Annotated in this window: 25 protein-coding genes and 1 riboswitch; of the genes, 23 read left to right on the forward strand and 2 right to left on the reverse strand. The window is 47.1% G+C overall.

Annotation, left to right across the window (positions count from 1 at the left end):
• The first annotated feature begins 176 nt into the window (after positions 1–176).
• Positions 177–887 (forward strand): PIG-L deacetylase family protein, encoded by a 711-nt coding sequence (locus tag IEY46_RS05530; RefSeq protein WP_188989907.1) that lies wholly within the window; start codon positions 177–179, stop codon positions 885–887.
• Positions 888–960: 73 nt separating this feature from the next.
• A complete protein-coding gene (locus tag IEY46_RS05535; protein ID WP_229750083.1) occupies positions 961–1,902 on the forward strand; it encodes a sugar phosphate isomerase family in 942 nt (313 codons plus the stop codon).
• Positions 1,903–2,051: 149 nt separating this feature from the next.
• Here the strand turns inward: IEY46_RS05535 and IEY46_RS05540 are convergent, their stop codons facing one another.
• Entirely contained in the window at positions 2,052–2,573 is a 522-nt protein-coding gene (locus tag IEY46_RS05540; protein ID WP_188991702.1) for a DoxX family protein, read from the reverse strand.
• A gap of 26 nt (positions 2,574–2,599) precedes the next feature.
• Positions 2,600–3,340 (reverse strand): Crp/Fnr family transcriptional regulator, encoded by a 741-nt coding sequence (locus tag IEY46_RS05545; protein WP_373288766.1) that lies wholly within the window; start codon positions 3,338–3,340, stop codon positions 2,600–2,602.
• A 260-nt stretch (positions 3,341–3,600) separates the two neighbouring features.
• Between IEY46_RS05545 and IEY46_RS05550 the strand changes: the two genes are divergently transcribed.
• The 21 genes from IEY46_RS05550 (at position 3,601) to IEY46_RS05650 (ending at position 20,754) form a co-directional block, all read left to right on the forward strand.
• Positions 3,601–4,473 carry a M15 family metallopeptidase gene (locus tag IEY46_RS05550; RefSeq protein ID WP_188989913.1) on the forward strand — a complete coding sequence of 291 codons (873 nt, stop codon included), beginning with the start codon at positions 3,601–3,603 and terminating at the stop codon, positions 4,471–4,473.
• Positions 4,474–4,497: 24 nt separating this feature from the next.
• Positions 4,498–5,019, forward strand: coding sequence for a VanZ family protein (locus IEY46_RS05555; RefSeq protein ID WP_229750084.1), 522 nt, complete (start codon positions 4,498–4,500; stop codon positions 5,017–5,019).
• A 41-nt stretch (positions 5,020–5,060) separates the two neighbouring features.
• Entirely contained in the window at positions 5,061–5,756 is a 696-nt protein-coding gene (locus tag IEY46_RS05560) for a response regulator transcription factor (RefSeq protein ID WP_188989915.1), read from the forward strand.
• The gene (locus IEY46_RS05565) at positions 5,749–6,858 is read left to right on the forward strand and encodes a HAMP domain-containing sensor histidine kinase (protein WP_188989917.1); all 1,110 of its coding nucleotides are present in this window, start codon (positions 5,749–5,751) and stop codon (positions 6,856–6,858) included. Before IEY46_RS05560 ends, IEY46_RS05565 begins: the two co-directional genes overlap by 8 nt.
• A 132-nt stretch (positions 6,859–6,990) precedes the next feature.
• Entirely contained in the window at positions 6,991–7,872 is an 882-nt protein-coding gene (locus IEY46_RS05570) for a carbohydrate ABC transporter permease (protein WP_373288784.1), read from the forward strand.
• Positions 7,873–7,929: 57 nt separating this feature from the next.
• The gene (locus tag IEY46_RS05575) at positions 7,930–8,760 is read left to right on the forward strand and encodes a carbohydrate ABC transporter permease (RefSeq protein ID WP_188991706.1); all 831 of its coding nucleotides are present in this window, start codon (positions 7,930–7,932) and stop codon (positions 8,758–8,760) included.
• 26 nt (positions 8,761–8,786) lie between these two features.
• Positions 8,787–9,944 (forward strand): efflux RND transporter periplasmic adaptor subunit, encoded by a 1,158-nt coding sequence (locus IEY46_RS05580; RefSeq protein WP_188989921.1) that lies wholly within the window; start codon positions 8,787–8,789, stop codon positions 9,942–9,944.
• Between the two features lie 44 nt (positions 9,945–9,988).
• Entirely contained in the window at positions 9,989–11,299 is a 1,311-nt protein-coding gene (locus tag IEY46_RS05585; RefSeq protein ID WP_188989923.1) for an ABC transporter substrate-binding protein, read from the forward strand.
• Between the two features lie 159 nt (positions 11,300–11,458).
• The gene (locus tag IEY46_RS05590) at positions 11,459–11,545 is read left to right on the forward strand and encodes a MerR family DNA-binding transcriptional regulator (RefSeq protein ID WP_188991707.1); all 87 of its coding nucleotides are present in this window, start codon (positions 11,459–11,461) and stop codon (positions 11,543–11,545) included.
• A 13-nt stretch (positions 11,546–11,558) separates the two neighbouring features.
• The gene (locus IEY46_RS05595) at positions 11,559–12,134 is read left to right on the forward strand and encodes an NADPH-dependent FMN reductase (RefSeq protein WP_188989925.1); all 576 of its coding nucleotides are present in this window, start codon (positions 11,559–11,561) and stop codon (positions 12,132–12,134) included.
• Positions 12,135–12,383: 249 nt separating this feature from the next.
• Positions 12,384–12,821, forward strand: coding sequence for a hypothetical protein (locus tag IEY46_RS05600; protein ID WP_188989928.1), 438 nt, complete (start codon positions 12,384–12,386; stop codon positions 12,819–12,821).
• A 95-nt stretch (positions 12,822–12,916) separates the two neighbouring features.
• Positions 12,917–13,570, forward strand: coding sequence for a response regulator transcription factor (locus IEY46_RS05605; protein WP_188989929.1), 654 nt, complete (start codon positions 12,917–12,919; stop codon positions 13,568–13,570).
• 46 nt (positions 13,571–13,616) lie between these two features.
• On the forward strand, positions 13,617–14,672 hold the full coding sequence (locus tag IEY46_RS05610) for a sensor histidine kinase (protein WP_188991709.1): 1,056 nt from the start codon (positions 13,617–13,619) through the stop codon (positions 14,670–14,672).
• A gap of 228 nt (positions 14,673–14,900) precedes the next feature.
• A complete protein-coding gene (mobA, locus tag IEY46_RS05615) occupies positions 14,901–15,509 on the forward strand; it encodes a molybdenum cofactor guanylyltransferase (protein ID WP_188989931.1) in 609 nt (202 codons plus the stop codon).
• A 17-nt stretch (positions 15,510–15,526) separates the two neighbouring features.
• Positions 15,527–15,706 (forward strand): hypothetical protein, encoded by a 180-nt coding sequence (locus tag IEY46_RS05620; protein ID WP_188989933.1) that lies wholly within the window; start codon positions 15,527–15,529, stop codon positions 15,704–15,706.
• Between the two features lie 208 nt (positions 15,707–15,914).
• Positions 15,915–16,646, forward strand: a complete 732-nt coding sequence (locus IEY46_RS05625; protein WP_188989935.1) for a C40 family peptidase — start codon at positions 15,915–15,917, stop codon at positions 16,644–16,646.
• Positions 16,647–16,836: 190 nt separating this feature from the next.
• On the forward strand, positions 16,837–18,045 hold the full coding sequence (locus tag IEY46_RS05630; protein ID WP_188989936.1) for a multidrug effflux MFS transporter: 1,209 nt from the start codon (positions 16,837–16,839) through the stop codon (positions 18,043–18,045).
• A 193-nt stretch (positions 18,046–18,238) separates the two neighbouring features.
• Complete coding sequence (locus IEY46_RS05635) at positions 18,239–18,724, forward strand: RNA polymerase sigma factor (protein WP_188989938.1); 486 nt, start codon at positions 18,239–18,241, stop codon at positions 18,722–18,724.
• A 2-nt stretch (positions 18,725–18,726) separates the two neighbouring features.
• A complete protein-coding gene (locus IEY46_RS05640) occupies positions 18,727–19,719 on the forward strand; it encodes a hypothetical protein (protein WP_188989940.1) in 993 nt (330 codons plus the stop codon).
• Between the two features lie 29 nt (positions 19,720–19,748).
• The gene (locus IEY46_RS05645; RefSeq protein WP_188989942.1) at positions 19,749–20,111 is read left to right on the forward strand and encodes a hypothetical protein; all 363 of its coding nucleotides are present in this window, start codon (positions 19,749–19,751) and stop codon (positions 20,109–20,111) included.
• A gap of 172 nt (positions 20,112–20,283) precedes the next feature.
• Positions 20,284–20,754, forward strand: a complete 471-nt coding sequence (locus IEY46_RS05650) for a VOC family protein (protein WP_188989944.1) — start codon at positions 20,284–20,286, stop codon at positions 20,752–20,754.
• A 66-nt stretch (positions 20,755–20,820) separates the two neighbouring features.
• Positions 20,821–20,923, forward strand: a riboswitch (TPP riboswitch).
• Positions 20,924–21,043: the final 120 nt, after the last annotated feature.

Here is a 21,043-nt window from a genome sequence, read left to right on the forward strand (position 1 = left end):
CTTTCGATATGAATCTATTATAGCACCCGGCGATCAAGACGAGAAAGGCAAGACTATTTGAAACATCCTCCGGTCTTTTTGCTAAAGATCATCCGTCATCGAGCAGGTAGAATGGAGCTAATGCTGCTATGAAAACGTGCTTGTAAGCATAAGGCTTGAGGAGAGGAAGAATACACATGAATGTGCTGGCTGTAGGCTGCCATCCCGATGATCTGGAGATTGGCTGCGGCGGAACCCTGGCGAAGCTTGCTTCACAAGGACATGAAATTACGATGGTGCATGTAGCTAACGGCAATAAAGGTCATAAGATTATCCCGCCTGCGGAATTGGCAGAAATTCGGGAGCAGGAGGCCAAGAAAGCCGGCAGCTTGATCGGTGCCGAGGTCATTAGTTTAAACAGGCCCGATCTGATGGTGAAATCGGATCAGGATGAATTGATTTCATTATTGGCAGGCGTGATTCGCAGGGTACGTCCTGATTTCATCATTACGCATCCGCCTGAGGATTATATGAAGGATCATATGGAAGTATCGCGGGCGGTATTTGATGCCAGCTTTGCGGCTACAGTTCCTCATTACGAAGCGGACGGCGGGCATCCCGCGGCTGCAAAGGTAGCACCGATATATTATATGGATACGCTTGCAGGGGTTGGTTTCCTGCCCACCGAGTATGTGGATATTTCAGATTTCATTGAAGTGAAAATTCAGATGAATGATAGCCATCAGAGCCAGATCAAATGGTTGTATGAGCATGACGGTATCGATTTTCTTGATTTTGTGCGGACCGTATCCAAATTTCGCGGCCTGCAGTGCGGCAAAGCCTATGCGGAAGGCTTCAAGCAGTGCCAGGCCTGGCCGCGTCTGACGACAGAGCGGCTTCTGCCATAATTGAGCCGATCTGCAAGATCCGGATGACATGTACTGAATATTACAGAATTGGAGCGTGAGGAATTTGAATTTCATGCAAACGTTAAAGGGATCGCTTCTGGAAGGTTTCTATCCGGAAGGCTGGGATATGGAGCGTATCGACCAATGCTGTTCGCATGATCCGGCATCCATTGAGGAGCCTCAGGATTTCTGGCATGCCGAATTTCAGCCGGTGTCCTGCGATGAGGTGCAGGAGCTGGATGTGAAAATGGGGCATGAGATCGCGAGCGAAATCCGTAAAAGCAGGGATGCGGGACGCAAGCTTGCCATTATATTGCCGGCTGGGCCGATGGGCATGTACAAATGGGCCGTTTATTTTCTGAAGGAGTGGCAGGTAGATTGTTCGCATGTCCACGGCTTCAATATGGATGAGTGGAGCGACGGGGAAGGGCGGACGCTGCCTTCCGACAATCCCGGCTCCTTTCAATATGCGATGGAGCAGGCTTTTTACGGGCCGCTTGGCGCGCTAACCGTACCTGCAAGCCAGCGGAATTTTGCCACAGCCGATCAGCTGCCTTCCTATGCTTCCAAGATAGCCAAGCTGAAGGAAGAGGGGGCCGAGCTCCTCACTGTCTTCGGAATTGGCCGTATGCTTCATATTGCTTTTTGGGAACCGCATTTTGCTGGGGAATTCGATAGCGAAGCCCAGTGGCGCGAGCAGACGCACCGGATCGGCGCCAAGCTGCACCCGCTGACGATTGAACAGAACGCCATCACCAGCTTCAAAAGCCGGACCACACATGTGCCATGCCGGGCAAACACCGTCGGACCGGGTTTGTTTCTCCAATCCGACCGGATTATAGGCGGCTGCGACGGCGCACTGGGCCGCGGCATGCAGTGGCAAGGACTGTCTCTATGGACAACCTTGCGCTATGGCCCGGATACGTGGCTTCCATCCACATTCATGCCGACACTGCCGGGCAAATTATTTTATTTAAAAGAGCTCGCCGGCCCTCTTCATGCAGAGATCAATTAGCCGCCTGATCCTGGCAAACCGGAAACGGGTTGCTAGATAGTATTTCATGAAAAAAAAGCGAGAGGAAGAGAGAAATCTCTTCACTCGCTTTTATGTGCAGGGACTAAAATGGGGGAACGGACATCTTTCGTTTTCGTTCCTGCCGCTGGTTATCCGGTTTTTATGTTTGTGCGGGTGCCGCCTGAGGCTTCCTTATGGAATAGCTTCCGCAGATAAGGCTTGGCGTAATAATCAATGCCCAGTCGGCCGCCATTGGCGCCTGCTATCATAATGAGCCCGCCAAGCAGGACCAGCCAGGGGTTCGTGCTGATTGTTCCGGCGAACAAGAACATGAAGTTCATCAATAAGCCGAAGAAAGCAGCAGCTGCCGTTAAAGCTCCTAGAATCAATCCGATGCCAATCAATGCTTCGCCAAGGGGAATCATGAAATTGAACAGCTTGACATTGGGCAGCGCAAAATGTTTAAGGAAGGCGGTGAAGGTCGGATAGATGACCTCGCCGGTCTGATCGGCTACCGGCTTGGCGACAGCACCAGTCAGGTAGCCTTTCGCGTCAAAGCCATTCGCCAGTTTGTGGTATCCGGCGTATAACCACTCCCAGCCAACATACAATCGGAGCAAAAGCATGAGTACAGCCGCATAAATATTTTCCCTCAAAAATTTCATAATCATCCTCATTCAACCCTCTCCATATTGGATTACATTCTGCACAGTTCGATGGGGCAGTTCTCACATCGGCAGATGTTTTGCAAATAACCCCGGTCATGTATGGCGATACATCCATCCTCTACCGAAATAATGCCGTCTTTCTTCATATCACTCAGCATCCGGTTCACACTTTCCCGGCTGGTTCCGATCATGTCGGCCATCTGGGTATTGGTCAGCTTCCTGCTAATGAAGGTCAGGTTATCGCGTTCCACTCCGTAGGTGTTGGACAGCCGGATCAATAAAGAGCAGAGCGCGCCAGACTTCCCGAAGAGCATCAGATCGCGGAATTTAGCTTGTGTCATCCGGTGCTGCAGTCCCATCCATTTCATGAATTCGATAGCCAGATCTCCATGCTGCCACAGTAGAACTTCCAGGTCCTTCTGCAGAATGACGCCGATTTCGCTGTCTTCCATCACTTCGGCATTAAAGCTGTGTACGGAATCGTGGAAAGGGTCCATCTGACCGAACAAATCGCCGGCAGGATGCAGATGCAAGGTGAGCATGCGGCCGTTATCAGCCGATTTGGTAATATGGATCATTCCCTTTTTGACAAAATAAAGCTTATCCGACACTTCGCCCTCCCAGAACAGATGCGAGCCCGCAGTGGCAGACCGTGGATACATGATGCTTTGAAGCCGCTGCATGCTGTCAGGGGAGAAGAATTGACTGATGCCCGCATGGGCCTTCATATCCTGCTCGTGCTTTCGATTCATTACACTTTGTATACTCATTGCCACGCCGCCTTCTCGTTAGGTTCTGACTTCATCATAAAGGAAAGAGAGGGCTGCTGTAATCGGGGAAAGACCTTATATTGGAATAGGGAATTCCCGTAATCTTCGTGGAAATTGCAGACAATGGCAGCCGAAAACACCCTGATTTGCTTGGATGATAGGGCATGTTGAAGTTTAAGAAAAACTTTATGTTTAACCACATTTCTTTTTTAATTGTTTTCCTTATCCTAGAGTGAATGAAGGGTTAGGAGGAAACTAAGATGAAGAAATGGTTTTTTTGGCTTGTTATACTTTTACTGCTTGGCTATGGATTAGCCCAACACAAATTGAGAGTCGTTAACGATAAACCACCACAAGAAGACAATCAAGCTCAAGAGATAATTTCTCAAAAGAACGAGGTTTCGATTAAGGTAACAAAAAATCAGATTTACAAAGGCAATTTGTTGTTGGTCAATAAGGATCATCCTGTGCCTCCAGTGGGGGAAGAGTCCGAAGAAGCGGTCAATCTGTTTCAGAATAAGGAATTGGTGAAGGGATTCGGTTTGCTGGATAATACGATTCAGTTATCGCCAAGATTGGTGCAAAAATTCTCAACAATGATTGAGACCGCAAAAAATGATGGAGTTAGTCATTTTTTAATCAGCAGCGGCTATCGGGACGACAAACAACAACATCAGCTCTATCAACAAATGGGTGCTGAATATGCTTTGCCAGCAGGCTATAGCGATCATAACTTGGGTTTATCGCTTGATATTGGATCTACGCAAGCGGAGATGAATCGAGCGACTGAAGGAAAGTGGTTGAAAAAAAACGCATGGAGATACGGGTTTATCTTGCGTTATCCGAAGGACAAAACAGCAATTACAGGCATTCAGTATGAACCTTGGCATTTTCGCTACGTTGGTTTGCCGCACAGCGCATTTATGGAGGAAAAGAATTTTGTCTTGGAGCAATATCTGGATTTCTTGAAAGTACAGAAGACCATTACGACTACTGTAGATCACCAAATATATGAAATCACATACTATCCTGTTTTCAAAAATACAACTATCTCTGTGCCGGCGGATGGACGATATGAGATTTCAGGCAATAATATAGACGGTGTTATTGTGACCGTAAATCAGGGATCATGAGTCTCAAAAAGGTGAGGATGGCGTATGAAACCTAAGAAAATGTTGATTGATATTTATATCCTAGTGCTGTTTACTCTATATGTGTACGCGTTATTCAAGATTATTCTATTTAAGTTCGGCTCCATCGATATGACATTTCTCTGGCATCAGCTTAAGCTGATTCTGGGGAACCCTGATAATATCAGATGGCAATTTCAAAAAGGTAATCTAGTTCCCTTTAAAGAAATATCTAGAGCGATCCATACTATATCGAGCCATGGACTAATTAACCTAGTTGGGAATTTCGCGATATTTATGCCTTTCGGAATCTTGCTTGGGCTAATGTTAAGAAACAAAAAAATATCTTTTATAGGATCGTTCACACTTTCTTTAGGTTTAAGTCTAATCTTGGAATGCGCTCAGGCGTTATTTTCTATTGGAAGTTTTGATGTCGATGATCTCATACTAAATTCCAGTGGAGGCTTGATTGGTTTTATTATTTTCAAAATATTCGCTAATTTAGTGACTACATCAAGTGTTAACCAAGCAAGAGGGAGGCCCATCTGATACAATTTAAGCAATACTAACGCGATACAGGGGTGGAACGTATGAAGTCGATTACAATTCTGATAGCGGATGATGAAGCAGAGATTGCCGATCTGATTGAGCTGCATTTAGAAAAAGAGGGTTACCGCTGCATTAAAGTAGCTGATGGACAGGAAGCTATTTCAACTGTTCAGTCACATTCCATTGATTTGGCGATTTTAGATATTATGATGCCTAAACTGAATGGCTATGAAGCAACAAGGCAAATTCGAGCGCAGCATCATCTGCCTATTATTTTTTTAAGTGCCAAAGCGACTGACCTCGATAAGATTACAGGACTGGTAAGTGGAGCGGATGATTATGTGACCAAACCATTCAACCCGATGGAATTGGTTGCTCGTGTGAATGCACAGTTGAGGCGTTCCAAGCAGTTTAATCAACCCATGCAAGCGAACAAGCTTGCTTTGGAGGCAGGAGGATTGGTCATCTATCCCGAAGAACGCACATTATTCCTTTACGGTAAGCCAATTGAACTAACTCCAAAAGAGTTTGATATTCTGTATCTGCTAGCCAGTTATCCAAAGAAAGTCTATAGTGCGGAAAACATTTTTCAACAGGTGTGGGGCGATGCATACTATGAAGGCAGCAATACGGTGATGGTGCATATTCGTACCTTGCGGAAAAAGCTTGGAGAAGATATTCATAAAAACAAACTGATCAAAACTGTTTGGGGGGTGGGATATACATTCAATGGCTAAAATGATCCGAAGCTTTCGATTTAAAATGATTCAACTCTTTGGTATTAGCATGCTTTTTTCCGCTGCCGTTACCTATTTACTCTATAAAGCTATTCAACTCTATTATTATACGACCAAATTCGAAAATCCATTGACTAAAATTCGTTATTTTATGAGAGATATTGGGGATGTTAACTTCTTTATGCTTATTTTTATTCCTCTCTCTTTTTTGTTTTTCTTTCTCCTCACCAAACGTTATGCAACTTATTTTCATGAAATATCCAACGGGATTTATCAACTTGCGAATGGCGATTTCAACAGTCGTATACGTATTCCATCCAATGATGAATTTGGGGATATTGCGAGAGACATCAATCTGGCAAGTGGAAAATTGAAGCAAGCTTTGGAGAGAGGAGATTTTGCGGAAAGCAGCAAGGAACAATTGGTCTTGAATTTAGCTCATGATTTGCGTACGCCGTTGACTTCGGTTTTAGGTTATTTGGATTTCATTCTTCAGGACGATCAACTGACCGCAGAACAAATCAAGCACTATACGAGTATTGCTTATACCAAGTCCCAACGTCTAGAAAAGTTCGTTGACGAGCTATTCGAAATCACTCGAATGAACTATGGCAACCTTCCCATTGAAAAAAAACCAATCGATCTAAGCGAGCTTCTCATCCAATTAAACGAGGAATTATATCCTGTGTTTGAGAAAAATAACCTAACAACTCGATTGAATGTGACTCCTCATTTGACTATTTGGGGTGACGGAGAGCTGTTGGCACGTGTATTTGAAAATCTTTTGACGAATGCCATTCGCTATGGAAAGGATGGTCAGTATATAGACATTAATTGTAATCTTGATGCAGAAAATTTGGTGATTCAAGTGGTCAATTATGGAGATTGTATTCCCCCGGAAGAGCTGCCGCATATCTTCGATATGTTTTATACCGGCGATCAAGCGCGAACTCATCGTGAGGGGAGCACGGGCCTTGGCTTGTCTATTGCGAAGAATATTGTAGCGCAGCATCAAGGTACAATTTCGGCTGAAAGCAGTTTAATTCGTACTTTATTTGAAGTCCGTTTCCTGCAAAAAATTGCATCCGAAGCACTCGGTTAACTATTGTGTCGATCATTTAAGGAAAATTTTATATTTACCCCACTTTTTTATTTAACAGCCTGCCCTATTCTAAATGTATGAATGGGGAGGAGGAATCTGTGAATGAAGAAGTGGGGTTTTTGGCATGGCTTCATGGTGAAGAGAAAAATAATAAAATGGATTCGCAAGGATTCAGCGGCTGCATGGATATTTCTCGCACCGAGCGGTATCGGATTTGCGTTGTTCTACCTTATTCCGTTTGCCATGGGATTGTTCTACTCCTTCATGGACAGTACGGTCAACGGCGAATTCGTTGGATTGGATCATTACCGCGAGCTGATTGCGAGCAATTCCTTCCGTAAGGCGTCATCCAATACTTTTTATTTTAGCGCGGTTAGTGTTCCGCTTATACTTGCGCTGTCGTTAGGCTTGGCGATGCTGTTGAATAAAAATATATATCTGCGCAAATGGCTGCGAACTGCATATGTACTCCCGCTTGTTGTACCGGTCGCCTCGATTATTCTGATTTGGCAGATACTGTTTGATTGGAATGGCTCCCTGAACGCCTGGCTGAGCGGCTTCGGCTTCGAACGTGTGGATTGGATGAAGACCGATGCAGCCCGAAATGTAATCATTATCGTTTATTTATGGAAGAACGTCGGCTATAACGTGATCTTATTCTTGGCAGGACTGCAGCAAATCCCGAAGGATTATTACGAAACCGCCCAGGTTGAAGGGGCAGGACGTTTACGGCAGTTTAGCAGTATTACACTTGTCTATCTAACATCCACGATGTTTTTTGTAGTCATCATGTCGATCCTTAACTCGTTTAAAGTATTTCGGGAAACGTACTTGATCGCAGGCGATTATCCGCATGACAGTATATACATGATGCAGCACTTTATGAACAACATGTTCACATCGTTAGATATTCAGAAGCTGACTGCCGCGGCGACCTTGATGGTCGGCTGTATTCTTCTGATCGTTATGGGATTGTTTGCGCTTGAACGCCGGTATCGGCAGTTCATGGAATAGGGGGAAGGGGCCGTGCTGGTTACCAAAGTATTGCAAAAAAGTGCGCTAACGGTCGTCATGGGCGCTATAGCAATCCTGTTATTATTTCCGATCGTAATCACTTTCACTAATTCGCTCATGACAGAACAGGAAATTGGCATCAATTATGGACCCATTGGGCAGATGAACAAAGCGGCTGAAGGGAGAACAAGTCCTTACGTGAATTTAAAGTTGCTGCCGGATCAAGTGACCTTGGAGCAGTACGGCAAGGTGTTGGTGGGCAGTCCCAGATATCTGGTGATGTTCTGGAATTCGGTCTTTATGGTGGTGCCAATCATCACAGGACAGACCCTAGTAGCAGCACTCGCTGCATACGCATTCTCCAAGCTGCAATTTCGCGGACGGGATCACTTGTTTCTCGTCTATGTCTTGACGATGCTCATGCCATTCCAAGTAACGCTGGTGCCGAATTACATTATGGTGGATAAGCTTGGTCTGCTGGATAGTCCGAGTGCGATTATATTACCTGGTATTTTTGCAGCTTTTGGTGTGTTTATGCTCAGGCAGTTCATGCTGGATATTCCATATGCCTACATAGAAGCCGCCAAGATTGATGGAGCCGGTCATTTGCGAATTTTCTATAAGATTATTATGCCGATGATCAAACCGGGTCTGGCTGCACTTGTTATCCTCTTGTTCGTCGATTATTGGAACATGGTGGAGCAGCCGCTTATTTTTCTGGACGATCCGTTCAAGCAGCCTCTGTCGGTTTATTTATCCAGGATAAATGGTGACCATGGGATTGCTTTCGCTGCATCTATGCTTTACATGGCTCCGATGGTGCTGCTGTTTATGTATGCGGAAACGTATTTCATTGAAGGCATTCAATTGTCAGGCATTAAGGGGTAATTTTTGCGAAAAGGAGAAGTCGGGATATGGAGTTAGAAAAAGAACTGGGTGATCGTAGGCGCAAACGAAGCATTCAAGTCGTGTTCATTGTTTTTATGGGATTGTTAATCTTTTTTACATTGTTCAGCAACACGCTGCAGTCGTTGACCTTGCCCAAAGTGAGAACGGAAAAGCCGGCTAGTGGAAGTCTAGTATTTACGCTCGAAGGTAGTGGTATACTGCAACCGCTCGCCGAAGCGAGATTATCTAACCCTGCCGGCTGGAAGGTCCAGAAGATTCTCGTAAAAGAAGGAGATCGTGTGAAGAAGGGACAAAAGCTAATCATTTATGACAGCAAAACTGCCAAGCGAGAACTGGAAGACGAAATAACCAACCTGAACAAACAGAACATTGAGCTGAAAAATATTCAGGATCAATACATACAGTCGACCATGGAAGGGGACGAACGCCAGATTCGGAAGGTAAGACGCGATATCGAAACGAGTAAACTTAATCTAGGCACACAGGAGCGTAAAATTAATGAACTGAGAGACCTTCTCATAAGCCAACAGGAAATCACCGCTCCTTTCGATGGTATTATTAACAATTTGAATGCCGTTGAGGGGTTAACATCAGCGGGAGAACCGGATGTCCTTATTTCGAACAGCAGCCTAGGTTATCGATTGGATATTTCTGCCGATTCAACGCTGCTGTCCAGCTTAGGGATTTCGATCGGAGAGAAGATAGAGGTCGAAGTACAACCTTTCCAAAAACAACAAACCCTTACGATCAAAGGCATGATTGTTGAAGTGGCGAATGCACAATCGCGTACCGAGAGCTCATCTGGTAAAGATGCTGGCCAGACCCTAACGATCCCTCAGAAGGCTCTTCGCATAAAGGTCGTTAATTCCGAGCTGAAAGGGGGTGAGCAGGCAGGGATCAAACTAGAGAAACGCTCACACCAAGAGGGATTTGTTATCTCCAATGAGGCTATTCATCAGGACCGTGACGCCATATTCGTTTATAAAATTGAAGAGCAGAAAGGTGCTTTAGGCAATATCTATGTTGTCCGTAAAGTCCGAATCCAGTCTAGTGAAACAAATGGCAAAGAAACGATGATTCGAGCGGATAGCCTCTATGAGGACGACCTGATTATTATGGAAAGCAGTGAGCCTTTACAAGACGGAAACCGTGTTCGTCTGTAATAGTTAAGCATGAATGCAATGAAATTATAGGAGGAATTCATCCGATGAAAAAGTGGCTGTGTATAATATGTTGTGCTATTTTAATCGCGTCAATGACCGCATGCAGTTCTGGGGGCAACGGTGAATTGGCAAGTACGGAGAAACCGGTAATCAAAGAGGGGAAAACGGTCGTTACTATGGCGATGCAAATATGGCCTTCGGCGATGCAAGAATATAGAGCATTTTACCAGGCAGTAGAGAAAAAGTTTGAAGAAAAGTATCCGGACTTCGATCTGCAAATTCAGATTTCAGAGGATTATGAAAAATACATAAAAACGACGAATACAGCGCTGCTATCAGGGAAAGGGCCGGATATCTTCGAAATAAGCAGTTTGCCTATCGACGATTATGTGAGCAAAAAGCTTCTCCTGAACATGGATGAGTCCATGAAGCAAGACAAAACGCTGGCTAAAAGTGATTTGCAAATGAACATTTTGGATGTATTGAAGCAGGATGGCGGTATGTATGCCATGCCTTTAGGGTTCTCCCTGCGGGCGTTCATAGGCGATGGGGACAGTATTAAGAACACAAATGTCGACGATAAGCATTGGACCTGGAAAGAGTTTGAGGAGACATCGAAGAAACTGGGGGGAAACGGCACGGAACGCCGCTATGCTTTAGCGAATGACCCGCCGGAATTCCTCCTTCAAGAAATGATTGTGGATAAATACTCAGAGTTCGTTGATCATATAGCGAAAAAGGCAATGTTCGACTCTCCCTTATTCGTGGAAGTGTTGAAACAAATTAAAAAAATGTACGATGATAAAGTCATGACTTCTGAACCGGCGGATATAGGCAAGCAAATGTTCTATTCTACCGTTTTGCGGTCGCCGGCGGACTTTATCAATGTTCTACATCAATTCTACTCAAATCCGAAGCTGATGCAGAAACCAGAACAAAAAGGTGGAACGAGGATTATCACCGAATCTCGGTTTGCGATTCAAGCCAAATCTTCGGTTAAAGAGGAAGCTTGGAAGGTTATTTCCTTCTTGTTATCCGAAGAAGGGCAATCCCTGCAAGAAAGACAAGGGTTTTCACTGCTTAAGTCCGTGAATGAGAAGCAACTGAACGACATTCAGAAACAAGTTAAAAGTGGAGCGTACAAGCTTCCAGACGGGAAAGCACCCAAGGTTTCGGACGAAGAATTTACTCAGTTCAAACAATTCATTCATACAGCGAATAACTTTGCGATGGTGGACGGTAGGGTGATTTCCATTATAGGAGATGAGTCCAGAGCATTCTTTAGCGAACAAAAGTCTGCGGAGGAAGTAGCCAAGCTGATCCAGAATAAGGTGACAACCTTATTAAACGAGTAGGAAGCTTTGAAACTGAAGCAGCGCACCGAATGCGCTGCCCCCTTAGATTTTATCAATAATAAGTATTCCACACATGTGGAGTGCTTATTGACACTTGACCCTCACACTAATGTCAGCGAATATAATGTAACCGAATCGTTCATGTGGGGGCGCTAAAGGATGAACATTGGAGAACTTGCAGTCCGTACCGGGGTTAGCATCCGTTCGCTTCGTTATTACACCTCTCATGGATTGATCATACATTGAGGAGGAAACTGACATGCTCAAGATTGCCACCATTATCGGAAGTACACGTCCGGGACGAAACGGAGAAACCGTAGGACGCTGGGTGTACGAGATCGCGAACAAACGCAGCGATGCTGAATACGAACTCGTGGATATCGCAGATTATCATTTACCATTGCTTGACGAACCGATGTCGCCGGTCATGGGCCACTATACAAAGGAGCACACAAAGGTTTGGTCGGAGAAGATCGCTTCATTCGACGGATACATTTTCGTAACGCCGACGTACAACCGCGCAACATCGGGGGCGCTCAAGAACGCCATCGATTACTTGTACAAGGAGTGGAACAACAAGGCAGCCGGTCTGATAAGCTATGGAGCGTCTGGCGGCAGTAGCGCCATGGACAGCCTGAGATTGATTTTGTCGGAGCTCCGAATAGCCCACGTTCGTTCACAGGTGAGCTTTTCTCTACACACCGATTTCGAGAACTACCGTATTTTCAAGCCGACGTCGCATCATGAGAGTGCGGTTAACGCCATTCTCGACGAGGTTGAAGCATGGGGAGGAGCATTGAAGACACTAAGAAACACAGGAGTCGATGTCGTATAAAAAGATTGAACCAACTCCCGGGCGGGGCTTGCATCGATTGGGCCCTGGTTAGTTATACGAAATTTTGCCGCTTAAAGGCATGGACTTGACCGTCTGTGTCTTTTTTTGTATCTGAATGAACCTTGCGGCATTTCCCCGAAATGAATTTCAGGGATTTCCCTTACTTACAAACAGGCGGTCATTGCTTACAATGTGGAGTAGCTGACAAACCACTCATTAAACCGTGGAAATATAAAGGAGGCCTCCATTATGGAAAATCTGGCGGATATCGCGATTGAACGGGAACTAAGCGCGCTATGCAGCCGCGCCGATGCCGATTTTGCCGCATTGGCGGGACTTCGGAAGAGTGAGCGGCAAGCGAAGTGGGAGTATCTGTGGGGCAGCCGGAGCCTCCGGACGAGACAGATGACGGTGGCTTCCGGCATCGGGCTCGCTGGCATGGCCATCCGGCATGGATCCGTCTGCCGGATCGATTCCCTAAGCGGCTTAATGAAGCCAGCCGACTGCCCGGTCATGCTTGCGGAGCACTTGAAGGCGGCAGCGGCCTTTGCACTTGTCGCGACAGGAGGCCTGAATCCTGAAGGGATATTGTTTATAGGGAGAAGAACGGACAAGGCATTCAGCGATGATGAGATTACAGCAGTAGCCCAACTGGTTGCCGGTATCAAAAAGCTGTACTTGCTATAGATTCATTACGAAGACAAAGGAAGCATTCGTGCGTCTTTTGTATTAAACTATAAATAGAGATTATGATACTGCCAAAAAAGCGGCTGGAGGTGCCTATGATCAAAATCATCATTGTCGACGATCATGTGATGGTTCGTTCGGGGCTGCGTATGCTGCTGAGCGGCAAGGAAGATATTGAAGTGATTGGCGAAGCATCCGAAGGAGATGAGGGAATCCGCAAGGCTGTTGAACTTCGTCCTGACGTTGTCCTTATGGATTTGAGCATGCCCAGCGGCAAGGATGGCCTGACTTCTGCCGCAGAGCTCAAGGCCGAGCTGCCGGATATTGCGATCCTGATTCTCACGATGCATGACGACGACGAGTATCTGTTTCGCGCCATCCATGCGGGAGCTGCAGGATATGTGCTCAAGAGTGCGCCCCATGAGGAGCTTCTTGGCGCCATTCGCGCCGTTTCCAAAGGGGACGCCTATCTGTACCCGACCGCGACCAAGCGGCTGATGAAGGAATATATGGAGCGGATGAAACGGGGAGAATCCTCGGACCAGTTCGACTCGCTATCGGAACGGGAGCGGGAAGTGCTGACTTTCACAGCTAAAGGCTATGCCAATAAGGAAATCGCGGAACAGCTGTTTATCAGCGTAAAGACAGTAGAAACCCATAAAAGCAATGTGATGGAGAAGCTGGGGTTCAAGTCTCGCCCCGAGCTTGTCAAATATGCGCTGAAGAAGGGGCTGCTGAACTTTGAGTAACGCTTCCAAAAAGCAGGACACGGAAGAGATTGGACAGCATGTCAAGATGCTGCTGTCCAGTGTGGACGAGGTCGTTCAGGACGAGCAAAGCCGCAGAGCGATCAAGCAATCGCTCAAACAGCTGGCTGATGTAAAATTCGCCCTTGATGAATCGTCGATCGTTGCGTTAACGGACCATAAGGGACGCATCCAATATGTGAATGATAAGTTTTGCGAAATCTCCCAATATGACCGGGAAGAGTTGATTGGCCGGGACCACCGGGTCATTAATTCGGATTTTCACGACAAATCGTTCATGCGGGAGTTGTGGGAGACGATCAGTTCCGGAAGCGTATGGTTTGGAGAAATCCGTAACCGCGCGAAGGATGGCAGTCATTATTGGGTGAGTACGACTATTGTGCCCTTTGTCGATGAGGATGGCAAGCCCTATCAATTTCTTGCAATCCGCAATGAAGTGACAAGACTCAAGCAGGTGGAGCAGGAGCTTCAAACGATGATTTCGAATGTGATACGAATTCAGGAGGACGAGCGGCGAAGGTTTTCCCGTGAGCTTCATGACGGTATCGGTCAAAGCCTGTTTTCGCTGCAAATACAGCTTGACCGCTTTATTTCCGACCAGGGGAAAAACAATAACGAGCTGCAGCTTATCCGCGAATCCGTTTCCTCCTTGATGGCGGATGTTCGCGGCCTGGCCTGGGAACTGCGTCCGTCCGTGCTGGACGACCTCGGGGTGGTGCCGGCGATCCGTACGTATATCGAGAATTATTCGGACCATTACGGGATAGAGGTGACATTCGACTGCAATCTCCGCAGAAGGCTTGATGTCCAGGCGGAAACGGCGATTTACCGGATTATCCAGGAAGCGCTGACCAATATCGCCAAGCATGCCGATGTATCGGAAGCTAAGGTGCACCTAAGCGAGACCGACTCGGAAATTAAGGTGCAAATCAGCGACAGCGGCCAAGGTTTCGATACACAGACACGGTCACAGGGAGTTGGTCTGTTCAGCATGGAAGAACGCGCCCGCATTGCCGGCGGCCAGTTTCAACTGGAATCGACGAAGGAAGAGGGAACGACCCTTACGCTTATTATTCCGCTTTAGACAAACCTGATCACGCACTAGGATGTCATACGAAACCAAACCCAGCAGTTCGATTAATGGCCTTGCGCCGTTAGCCGGGCTGCTTTTCCTATTGCAAAAATCAGGCGTCGCTTGTGACGAAGCTCACAGCCGGTATGGCTTCAAGCTGGTAGCATCTATCTCAAGAACTTCTTAGATCCATGTAAAGGATGGTTGACGGTTGGCGCTTGAGAAAGGAGAGCTGCGAATATGATGTCAGGGGTAATACTGGCTGGCGGTTTGAGGGGCAGACAGGATGGCGAGCCGATTGCGCTGCTTCCATTCGCGGGGGAGATCCTGCTGCAAAGGCAGATCAAAGAGCTTCGGAAGGTTTGCGACGACATCCTGATTTCCGTCGATGAACCAAGGCCGTTTCTGACGGCGGTGGAAGCGGACATCCGCATTATAACGGATTTTTACGCTGGAAAAGGACTGTTGGGTGGCATGCATGCAGGTCTGAGCCTGGCAAAATATTCGTCCGTATGGATCGTTGGCTGCGGAATGCCTTTCCTGTCGGCCAAAGCGGCTCTTATTCTGAGGAAGCTCCAACAAAGCGGCATAGATGCAGCCATACCGGTATCCGGCGGTTATCGCTCACCCCTTCATGGCGTATACAGCAAAGATTGCGCTGCTCACATTCAGCGGCTGATGCTAAATGAAAATGCAACGCCTGAATTGCTGATGGATACGCTTCATATCGCCGAAGCAGCCGAGGAGCTGTTTATGGCAGCAGGGATAAATCCTCATTTTACGATGGACCTGGACAGTGTGGATGCTTACCGCGCAAGTGCCGTAAAACGAAATATCCAATTTCAATGACGAAAAGAGGAGTAACCATGACCAATTATGAGGACCAAACGCCAGATAATTTGCAACAAGAAGCTGCCGGTCATCCGGGTGGAGAATCCGGCTGCGGGGGAGCGGTCAAGGAGCAGGATAAGCCCTTGAAATCAAAATGTCTGCATAGCTGCAGCAATTGCCAACAGAAAATGAAAGCGCAAGAAAATGCCGGATGAGGGCAGGCTAAGAGTATATCTTCAGGCATACGGGATTTGTCAAGGCGGTTTTACTCAGCAAATTCTCATAATATTTTAATTAACTTGTTTCATTGCGCGTGGTAAAAGGGTTTCTCCTCCCCATGGGAAATAGTGGTGGTTTGAAGCTGTGTTATGGTGATTGCAGATCATCACCACATTCAAACTTACCAGCGGGAGGAATTATTCGATGAAAAAAAATGATATGAGTCGTATGATAATGGGAATCGGTTTTAGCCTGACCGTCGCTTTTTCCGGAAGTATGTTTGTTGTGCCGCATTCTGCCCACGCGGCTGTTTCATCCGCTTCAGCAGCTGACAATGTGATTGCGACAGGAAAACAGTATATCGGCGTACCTTATCAATTTGGAGCTCAATCGGGGATAACCACCGCATTCGATTGCTCCTCGTTTACACAATACGTATTCAAACAAATGGGAATAGAGCTTCCCCGCTCTTCGAAGCAGCAGGCAGAGGCAGGTACAGAGGTATCCAAAACTCAACTGCAGCCAGGTGATTTGGTATTCTCGGATACAAATAGAGACGGAGTGATCAATCATGTGTCTATTTATATCGGAGACGGTCAACTGCTTCATACGTACCGGGTCGGCGTAGGCGTCACGGTTTCCGAATTTGCCGGAAGCGCCTGGGAGAACACCTATGTAACGGCTCGTCGCGTCATTCCGGCAGACAGCGTATCTTCACCGGCAGAGCGTTCATCCGAGTCGACAACTTCAGAGACGCAAGACGATCCATCACAGACTGCTCCTTCAACAGATCAGACAGATAAAGTAGATCAGTCATTTTCAGTCCCTTCGGAAAATGAATCCGACGAGTATCCAACCCGTTGGAGTGAGGGCCGAAACAAAGACTTCGGCAATGGGAAAAACGATAAATTTGGCAAACGGTATGGCTTTCAATAAACCAATGAATATAGATTGCTTGACTGAGAAACCGCCGGTATGGCGGTTTTTTTTTGTTTCTTCCCACGATTTTGAAATGTGTGTTATTATAGAAATTCAGCCGATGATGCTAGGAAAGATAGTGAATATAAGATAGTTAGCTGCTTTACATTTTATCATCAACCGCAATGGTTAGGAGAAACAGCATAAGATGTCCACATCAAAGAAAAATCAAAAGACGCTGCGGTTTGCCCTTATTCTCGGGGCCTTTTCAGCGCTTGGTCCACTTACGATTGATATGTATTTGCCCTCATTTCCTGAAATCGCAGATGATTTCGGTACCAAAGCCTCATTAGTCCAACTCAGTTTGACGGCTTGTCTCGTCGGTATGGGACTTGGCCAGTTGTTGATCGGTCCGCTGAGTGATGTCTACGGAAGGCGAAAACCGCTGCTTGTTGGTCTTGTCTGCTATTTAATCGCCTCGTTTGTTTGTGCGTTTGCCCCGAATATTACGTTCTTCATTGCCGCCCGGTTTATTCAAGGCTTTGCCGCATCCGCTGGTATTGTCATCTCCAGAGCTGTTGTGCGTGATTTGTACAGCGGCCATGAATTAACCAAATTTTTTTCCATGCTGATGCTGGTCAATAATGTGTTTCCGCTTATAGCACCTGTGGCCGGCAGCGGCGTTATCGCATTTACGGCATGGAACGGCGTGTTTATCGTGCTGGGCCTCGTTGGGATCCTCCTTGCAATGATTGCCGGATGGAAACTGGAGGAAAGCCTCCCGATGGACAGACGGGTTACAGCGGGACTGGCCAAGCTGTTTTCAAACTTTCTGGTGCTATTGAAGGACCGTCAGTTCACAGGTTATGCGCTTGCGCAGGGGATCATGATCGGCGGGATATTCGCTTATGTATCCGGTACGCCTTTTATTTATCAGAATATATACGGTGCTTCTCCGCAATTATTCGCCTTGTTGTTCGGATCGAACGGGATCAGCTTGATCATCGGGTCGCAATTGGTTGGCCGTATGACACATCGGGTGTCGGAAAGCCGGTTTCTCCTGATCGGGCTGCTGCTTGCCGGCGCAACAAGTCTGGCCGTATTGCTGGTTATTCTTCTCCAGGGTCCGCTTTACCTGCTGGTTGCCTTGCTGTTCATATTCGTCGCATCCATCGGGATGACATCGACAGCTTCCTTCTCGCTAGCGATGGAAACGCAGAGCCATATTGCAGGAAGTGCATCTGCTTTGCTGGGATTGTTCCCGTTCATTATTGGGGCGATTGTTTCACCGCTTGTGGGGATCGCCGGCGAATATACAGCTGTTCCTATGGGCGTGATATTGCTGTCGACAAGCCTGCTTGCCCTGCTTGCTTATTTTGGACTGGTCCGTAGACCTAAGAAGCAGACCGCTTCCTGAAGACAGGCAACTCCATTGAAACGACTTCAACCCGCTTCTGACAAGAAGCGGGTTTTTTTGACTTGCGTTAAACGGATGGGCAGACGGACCGCAGTCAACCGACATTTTTTATAGACTTATTTTTGAAATGGTTAAACAAAATGTGACCGATCGACGTTGTGGATTGTGTATAGGCAAAGGGGGCCAAACCATTATGCATAATCATTCGCTCCGGCCGGGCGGAGATTTTTCCCAAACGTATCAGCTTTACGGCGGCATGCTGTTTAAAATCGCCATGATTTACCTCGGCAACAAAGGGGATGCGGAAGAAGCCATGCAGGAAACATTCATCAAGCTGCTGTACCGCTCGCCTGAATTCAATAATCGGGAGCATGAGAAAGCATGGCTCATCAAGGTGCTTACGAATCAATGCAAGAACATGCTCGGCAGCCTGTGGCGAAGACGCGTTGTGAAGATGGAGGGAATGGATGACTATACGAATTCCGCCAGCGACCGGACCGTGATTGAGAATGTGATGCGTCTTCCTTTTAAATATAAAGCGGTGATCCATCTCTATTATTACGAGGATTATGCAATCAGACAGATTTCAGAAATTATGCAAATCAGTGAATCTGCTGTGAAGATGCGCTTGCAGCGCGGCAGACAGCTGTTAAAAATGGATTTGGAAGGGGACGAATGAATATGAAACGTGATGAATATAAAATAGCATTTCATTCCATTAAGCCGGACACCGGTATGCAGCAGCGCCTGGAACAGGGATTATTGCATCAAAAGCCCGTTCAAACCCGCAGTAACCGGCGGTTTACCTATATTGCAGCTTGCTTGCTGGTTCTCATTTGCGCGGGAATCGCCGCTCCTGAGGTATGGAAAATCACCAACCGTTCTTCTTCGACTGTCATGCAGCCAGCCGGTCCGGGGAATACGGGAGCTGTAACGCCCCCGATAAAAGGGCAGGCCGATCCCCATCCGATTACGATTCCAGCGATGAAGCTTCCTGATACCTCCAGTGAATCGGCAGATATGGTAGGTCTGGTTGTCTATAACGGAAACATCTATACGCAAACCAGCACCCGCATTGAGCCGGAAGCCGCCAAACAGCTGCTGGATGAGAAGCTGGGCCGAACGAAGGCAGGAATTGATGAGTGGAGCAATCAAACGGATTATACGGAACTGGCTTCCACTATCGGAGAAACGGATATTTACTCCGTAAAAGGCTACGACAGCGGGTTTAGAATAATGTCCTATCAAGTGGTGGAAGGAGAAATTTATGCGGAATTGTACGAGCATCTTAACGGGATCACGGTCACCAAAGGCGAAGATTTAATCGGGAAAACAAATCTGCTGGGTCATGTGGAATCGGCAAAATGGCAAAGTTATGACAGCTGGAATTACAGCAAACCGGAGTTTAACAAGCTGCAAACGGGTCCGGCGCTTCAAACGTTTCTGGAAGCTTTGTATGAAGCAAGTCCTGTTGATGCAGACTTCTTATACAAGGCGGGGATTTACGATAACGGAGAAGAGAAGCAGAAGGTGCTGTACCTCAAGCTTGAGGATCAAACGGAAATCACCTTGTGGTTGTTCAAAGGAAATTATGTGAAATATTCGAGCGCTCCGGTTTTTTTCCAGATGAAGCCCGATCCGTTCTTGGCATTCTGGGACAGTTTACAGCCTTAAGGCCGCTGGGGAGAGCAAATAAATCCGCTATGCAGCCAAGTCTGGAAGGGAATCCGGAAAATCTGGCGAATAAGAACAAAACAAGAACGTTGGATGGCGATAATGTGACGAAAAGATCTGCGGTTTCGACAGCCTCAGGTCTTTTCGGAAATGGAGGAAAGCGAGGTTGCGTTATCAGGACATCGGAAGCTCCAGGAACGCCTTTGGTTACGCCCGAATTCTTCGAAGCCGTATTGGATGCTTTCCGCCGCCGGCATCCGCCTGCTATTCAGGAAGCTTACTTGCTGCTTGTGGCCTCTGGAGGGAAACTGCAAGGGATTCGCGCGATATGCGGAAAACTATATTTTACGTTTCTGGAACCGGACGGCAATCAGCTGATGGTAACAGCGTAAGCGTTCTTTCGGCAGCGGAATTTTTCTTCGGCAGTCTGTATGGTTTCGCGGCAGCTGTTCGTTTATGTAAAGAAACAATCAGCCGGATGCATATCCGCGAAAGGAGTGTCGAAGCTGCCGGTTCGGCGAATAGGCGTCTTGTTGGAATATAATTCAAGGAGGCTAAAGGATCATGAAGAAAAAAGCATTGTTAAAACGCATTGAATGCGCCTACCTTCCGGTGACCGATGTTGCCGCATCGGTTGCCTGGTACGAGCGTGTGCTTGGCTTGACCCTTCGTTCGCCGCTAAAGCCGGGCCGCGGGGCGATCATGATCATGGACAGCGGACAATGGCTGTTCTTGCTGCCAAGTGTCGGAGGACATCCGCTGCATTTTATGACAACCGGCTGGGCAGAGGATGGCTCGCCCTTTGAGATGTTTCCGATATGCTTCGAAACGGAGGATATCCGGGAATTGGATCAATCCCTCCGGGAATCTGGCGTGTGGACGGAGCAGGCGATTCGCGATGAAGGCGGCTGCGGGCTGCAGTTGGACTTCAAGGACCTGGACGGCAACAAATTTCAAGTGTGGCAGCTGCCGGTTCAAGCTGAATTGCCAGCTCAAGCGGAAGTGCCGGTTCAAGCCGAATTGCCAGCTCGGTAAAACAGGTCCGCAGATTTATATTTGCTTTTTCAACTATTCATGTTAGTATAAAGCCAATCGAATAGGATGTATCACTAGGGGAGCCAATATGGCTGAGATTGAAGAGTTATTCAAACCCTTTGCACCTGATCTGGATAATACCAGCGTAGGGAAGTGGTCACTCAATGCAGGGTCTTTTCAGCATTATTTTTGATGCGTTTGCCTGGTTGAATAACGGCCGCCTTCTTACCTGGAGGGCGGTTTTTTTGCGTTCTTATCCATGCTTGCGTTAGAGGAGGCTGATGATGGT

It is taken from the genome of Paenibacillus nasutitermitis, assembly GCF_014641075.1.
GTDB classification, from domain to species: Bacteria; Bacillota; Bacilli; order Paenibacillales; family Paenibacillaceae; genus Paenibacillus_Z; species Paenibacillus_Z nasutitermitis.

Coding starts and splice junctions, on each gene's coding strand:
- IEY46_RS05575 (WP_188991706.1), top strand. CDS start 7,930: ATGGGCGCTATAGCAATCCTGTTATTATTTCCGATCGTAATCACTTTC.
- IEY46_RS05570 (WP_373288784.1), top strand. CDS start 6,991: ATGGTGAAGAGAAAAATAATAAAATGGATTCGCAAGGATTCAGCGGCT.
- IEY46_RS05630 (WP_188989936.1), top strand. CDS start 16,837: ATGTCCACATCAAAGAAAAATCAAAAGACGCTGCGGTTTGCCCTTATT.
- IEY46_RS05640 (WP_188989940.1), top strand. CDS start 18,727: ATGAAACGTGATGAATATAAAATAGCATTTCATTCCATTAAGCCGGAC.
- IEY46_RS05635 (WP_188989938.1), top strand. CDS start 18,239: ATGCATAATCATTCGCTCCGGCCGGGCGGAGATTTTTCCCAAACGTAT.
- IEY46_RS05595 (WP_188989925.1), top strand. CDS start 11,559: ATGCTCAAGATTGCCACCATTATCGGAAGTACACGTCCGGGACGAAAC.
- IEY46_RS05585 (WP_188989923.1), top strand. CDS start 9,989: ATGAAAAAGTGGCTGTGTATAATATGTTGTGCTATTTTAATCGCGTCA.
- IEY46_RS05560 (WP_188989915.1), top strand. CDS start 5,061: ATGAAGTCGATTACAATTCTGATAGCGGATGATGAAGCAGAGATTGCC.
- mobA (WP_188989931.1), top strand. CDS start 14,901: ATGATGTCAGGGGTAATACTGGCTGGCGGTTTGAGGGGCAGACAGGAT.
- IEY46_RS05535 (WP_229750083.1), top strand. CDS start 961: ATGCAAACGTTAAAGGGATCGCTTCTGGAAGGTTTCTATCCGGAAGGC.
- IEY46_RS05600 (WP_188989928.1), top strand. CDS start 12,384: ATGGAAAATCTGGCGGATATCGCGATTGAACGGGAACTAAGCGCGCTA.
- IEY46_RS05645 (WP_188989942.1), top strand. CDS start 19,749: ATGCAGCCAAGTCTGGAAGGGAATCCGGAAAATCTGGCGAATAAGAAC.
- IEY46_RS05605 (WP_188989929.1), top strand. CDS start 12,917: ATGATCAAAATCATCATTGTCGACGATCATGTGATGGTTCGTTCGGGG.
- IEY46_RS05610 (WP_188991709.1), top strand. CDS start 13,617: ATGCTGCTGTCCAGTGTGGACGAGGTCGTTCAGGACGAGCAAAGCCGC.
- IEY46_RS05545 (WP_373288766.1), bottom strand. CDS start 3,340: ATGAGTATACAAAGTGTAATGAATCGAAAGCACGAGCAGGATATGAAG.
- IEY46_RS05550 (WP_188989913.1), top strand. CDS start 3,601: ATGAAGAAATGGTTTTTTTGGCTTGTTATACTTTTACTGCTTGGCTAT.
- IEY46_RS05590 (WP_188991707.1), top strand. CDS start 11,459: ATGAACATTGGAGAACTTGCAGTCCGTACCGGGGTTAGCATCCGTTCG.
- IEY46_RS05540 (WP_188991702.1), bottom strand. CDS start 2,573: ATGATTATGAAATTTTTGAGGGAAAATATTTATGCGGCTGTACTCATG.
- IEY46_RS05620 (WP_188989933.1), top strand. CDS start 15,527: ATGACCAATTATGAGGACCAAACGCCAGATAATTTGCAACAAGAAGCT.
- IEY46_RS05580 (WP_188989921.1), top strand. CDS start 8,787: ATGGAGTTAGAAAAAGAACTGGGTGATCGTAGGCGCAAACGAAGCATT.
- IEY46_RS05555 (WP_229750084.1), top strand. CDS start 4,498: ATGAAACCTAAGAAAATGTTGATTGATATTTATATCCTAGTGCTGTTT.
- IEY46_RS05650 (WP_188989944.1), top strand. CDS start 20,284: ATGAAGAAAAAAGCATTGTTAAAACGCATTGAATGCGCCTACCTTCCG.
- IEY46_RS05565 (WP_188989917.1), top strand. CDS start 5,749: ATGGCTAAAATGATCCGAAGCTTTCGATTTAAAATGATTCAACTCTTT.
- IEY46_RS05625 (WP_188989935.1), top strand. CDS start 15,915: ATGAAAAAAAATGATATGAGTCGTATGATAATGGGAATCGGTTTTAGC.
- IEY46_RS05530 (WP_188989907.1), top strand. CDS start 177: ATGAATGTGCTGGCTGTAGGCTGCCATCCCGATGATCTGGAGATTGGC.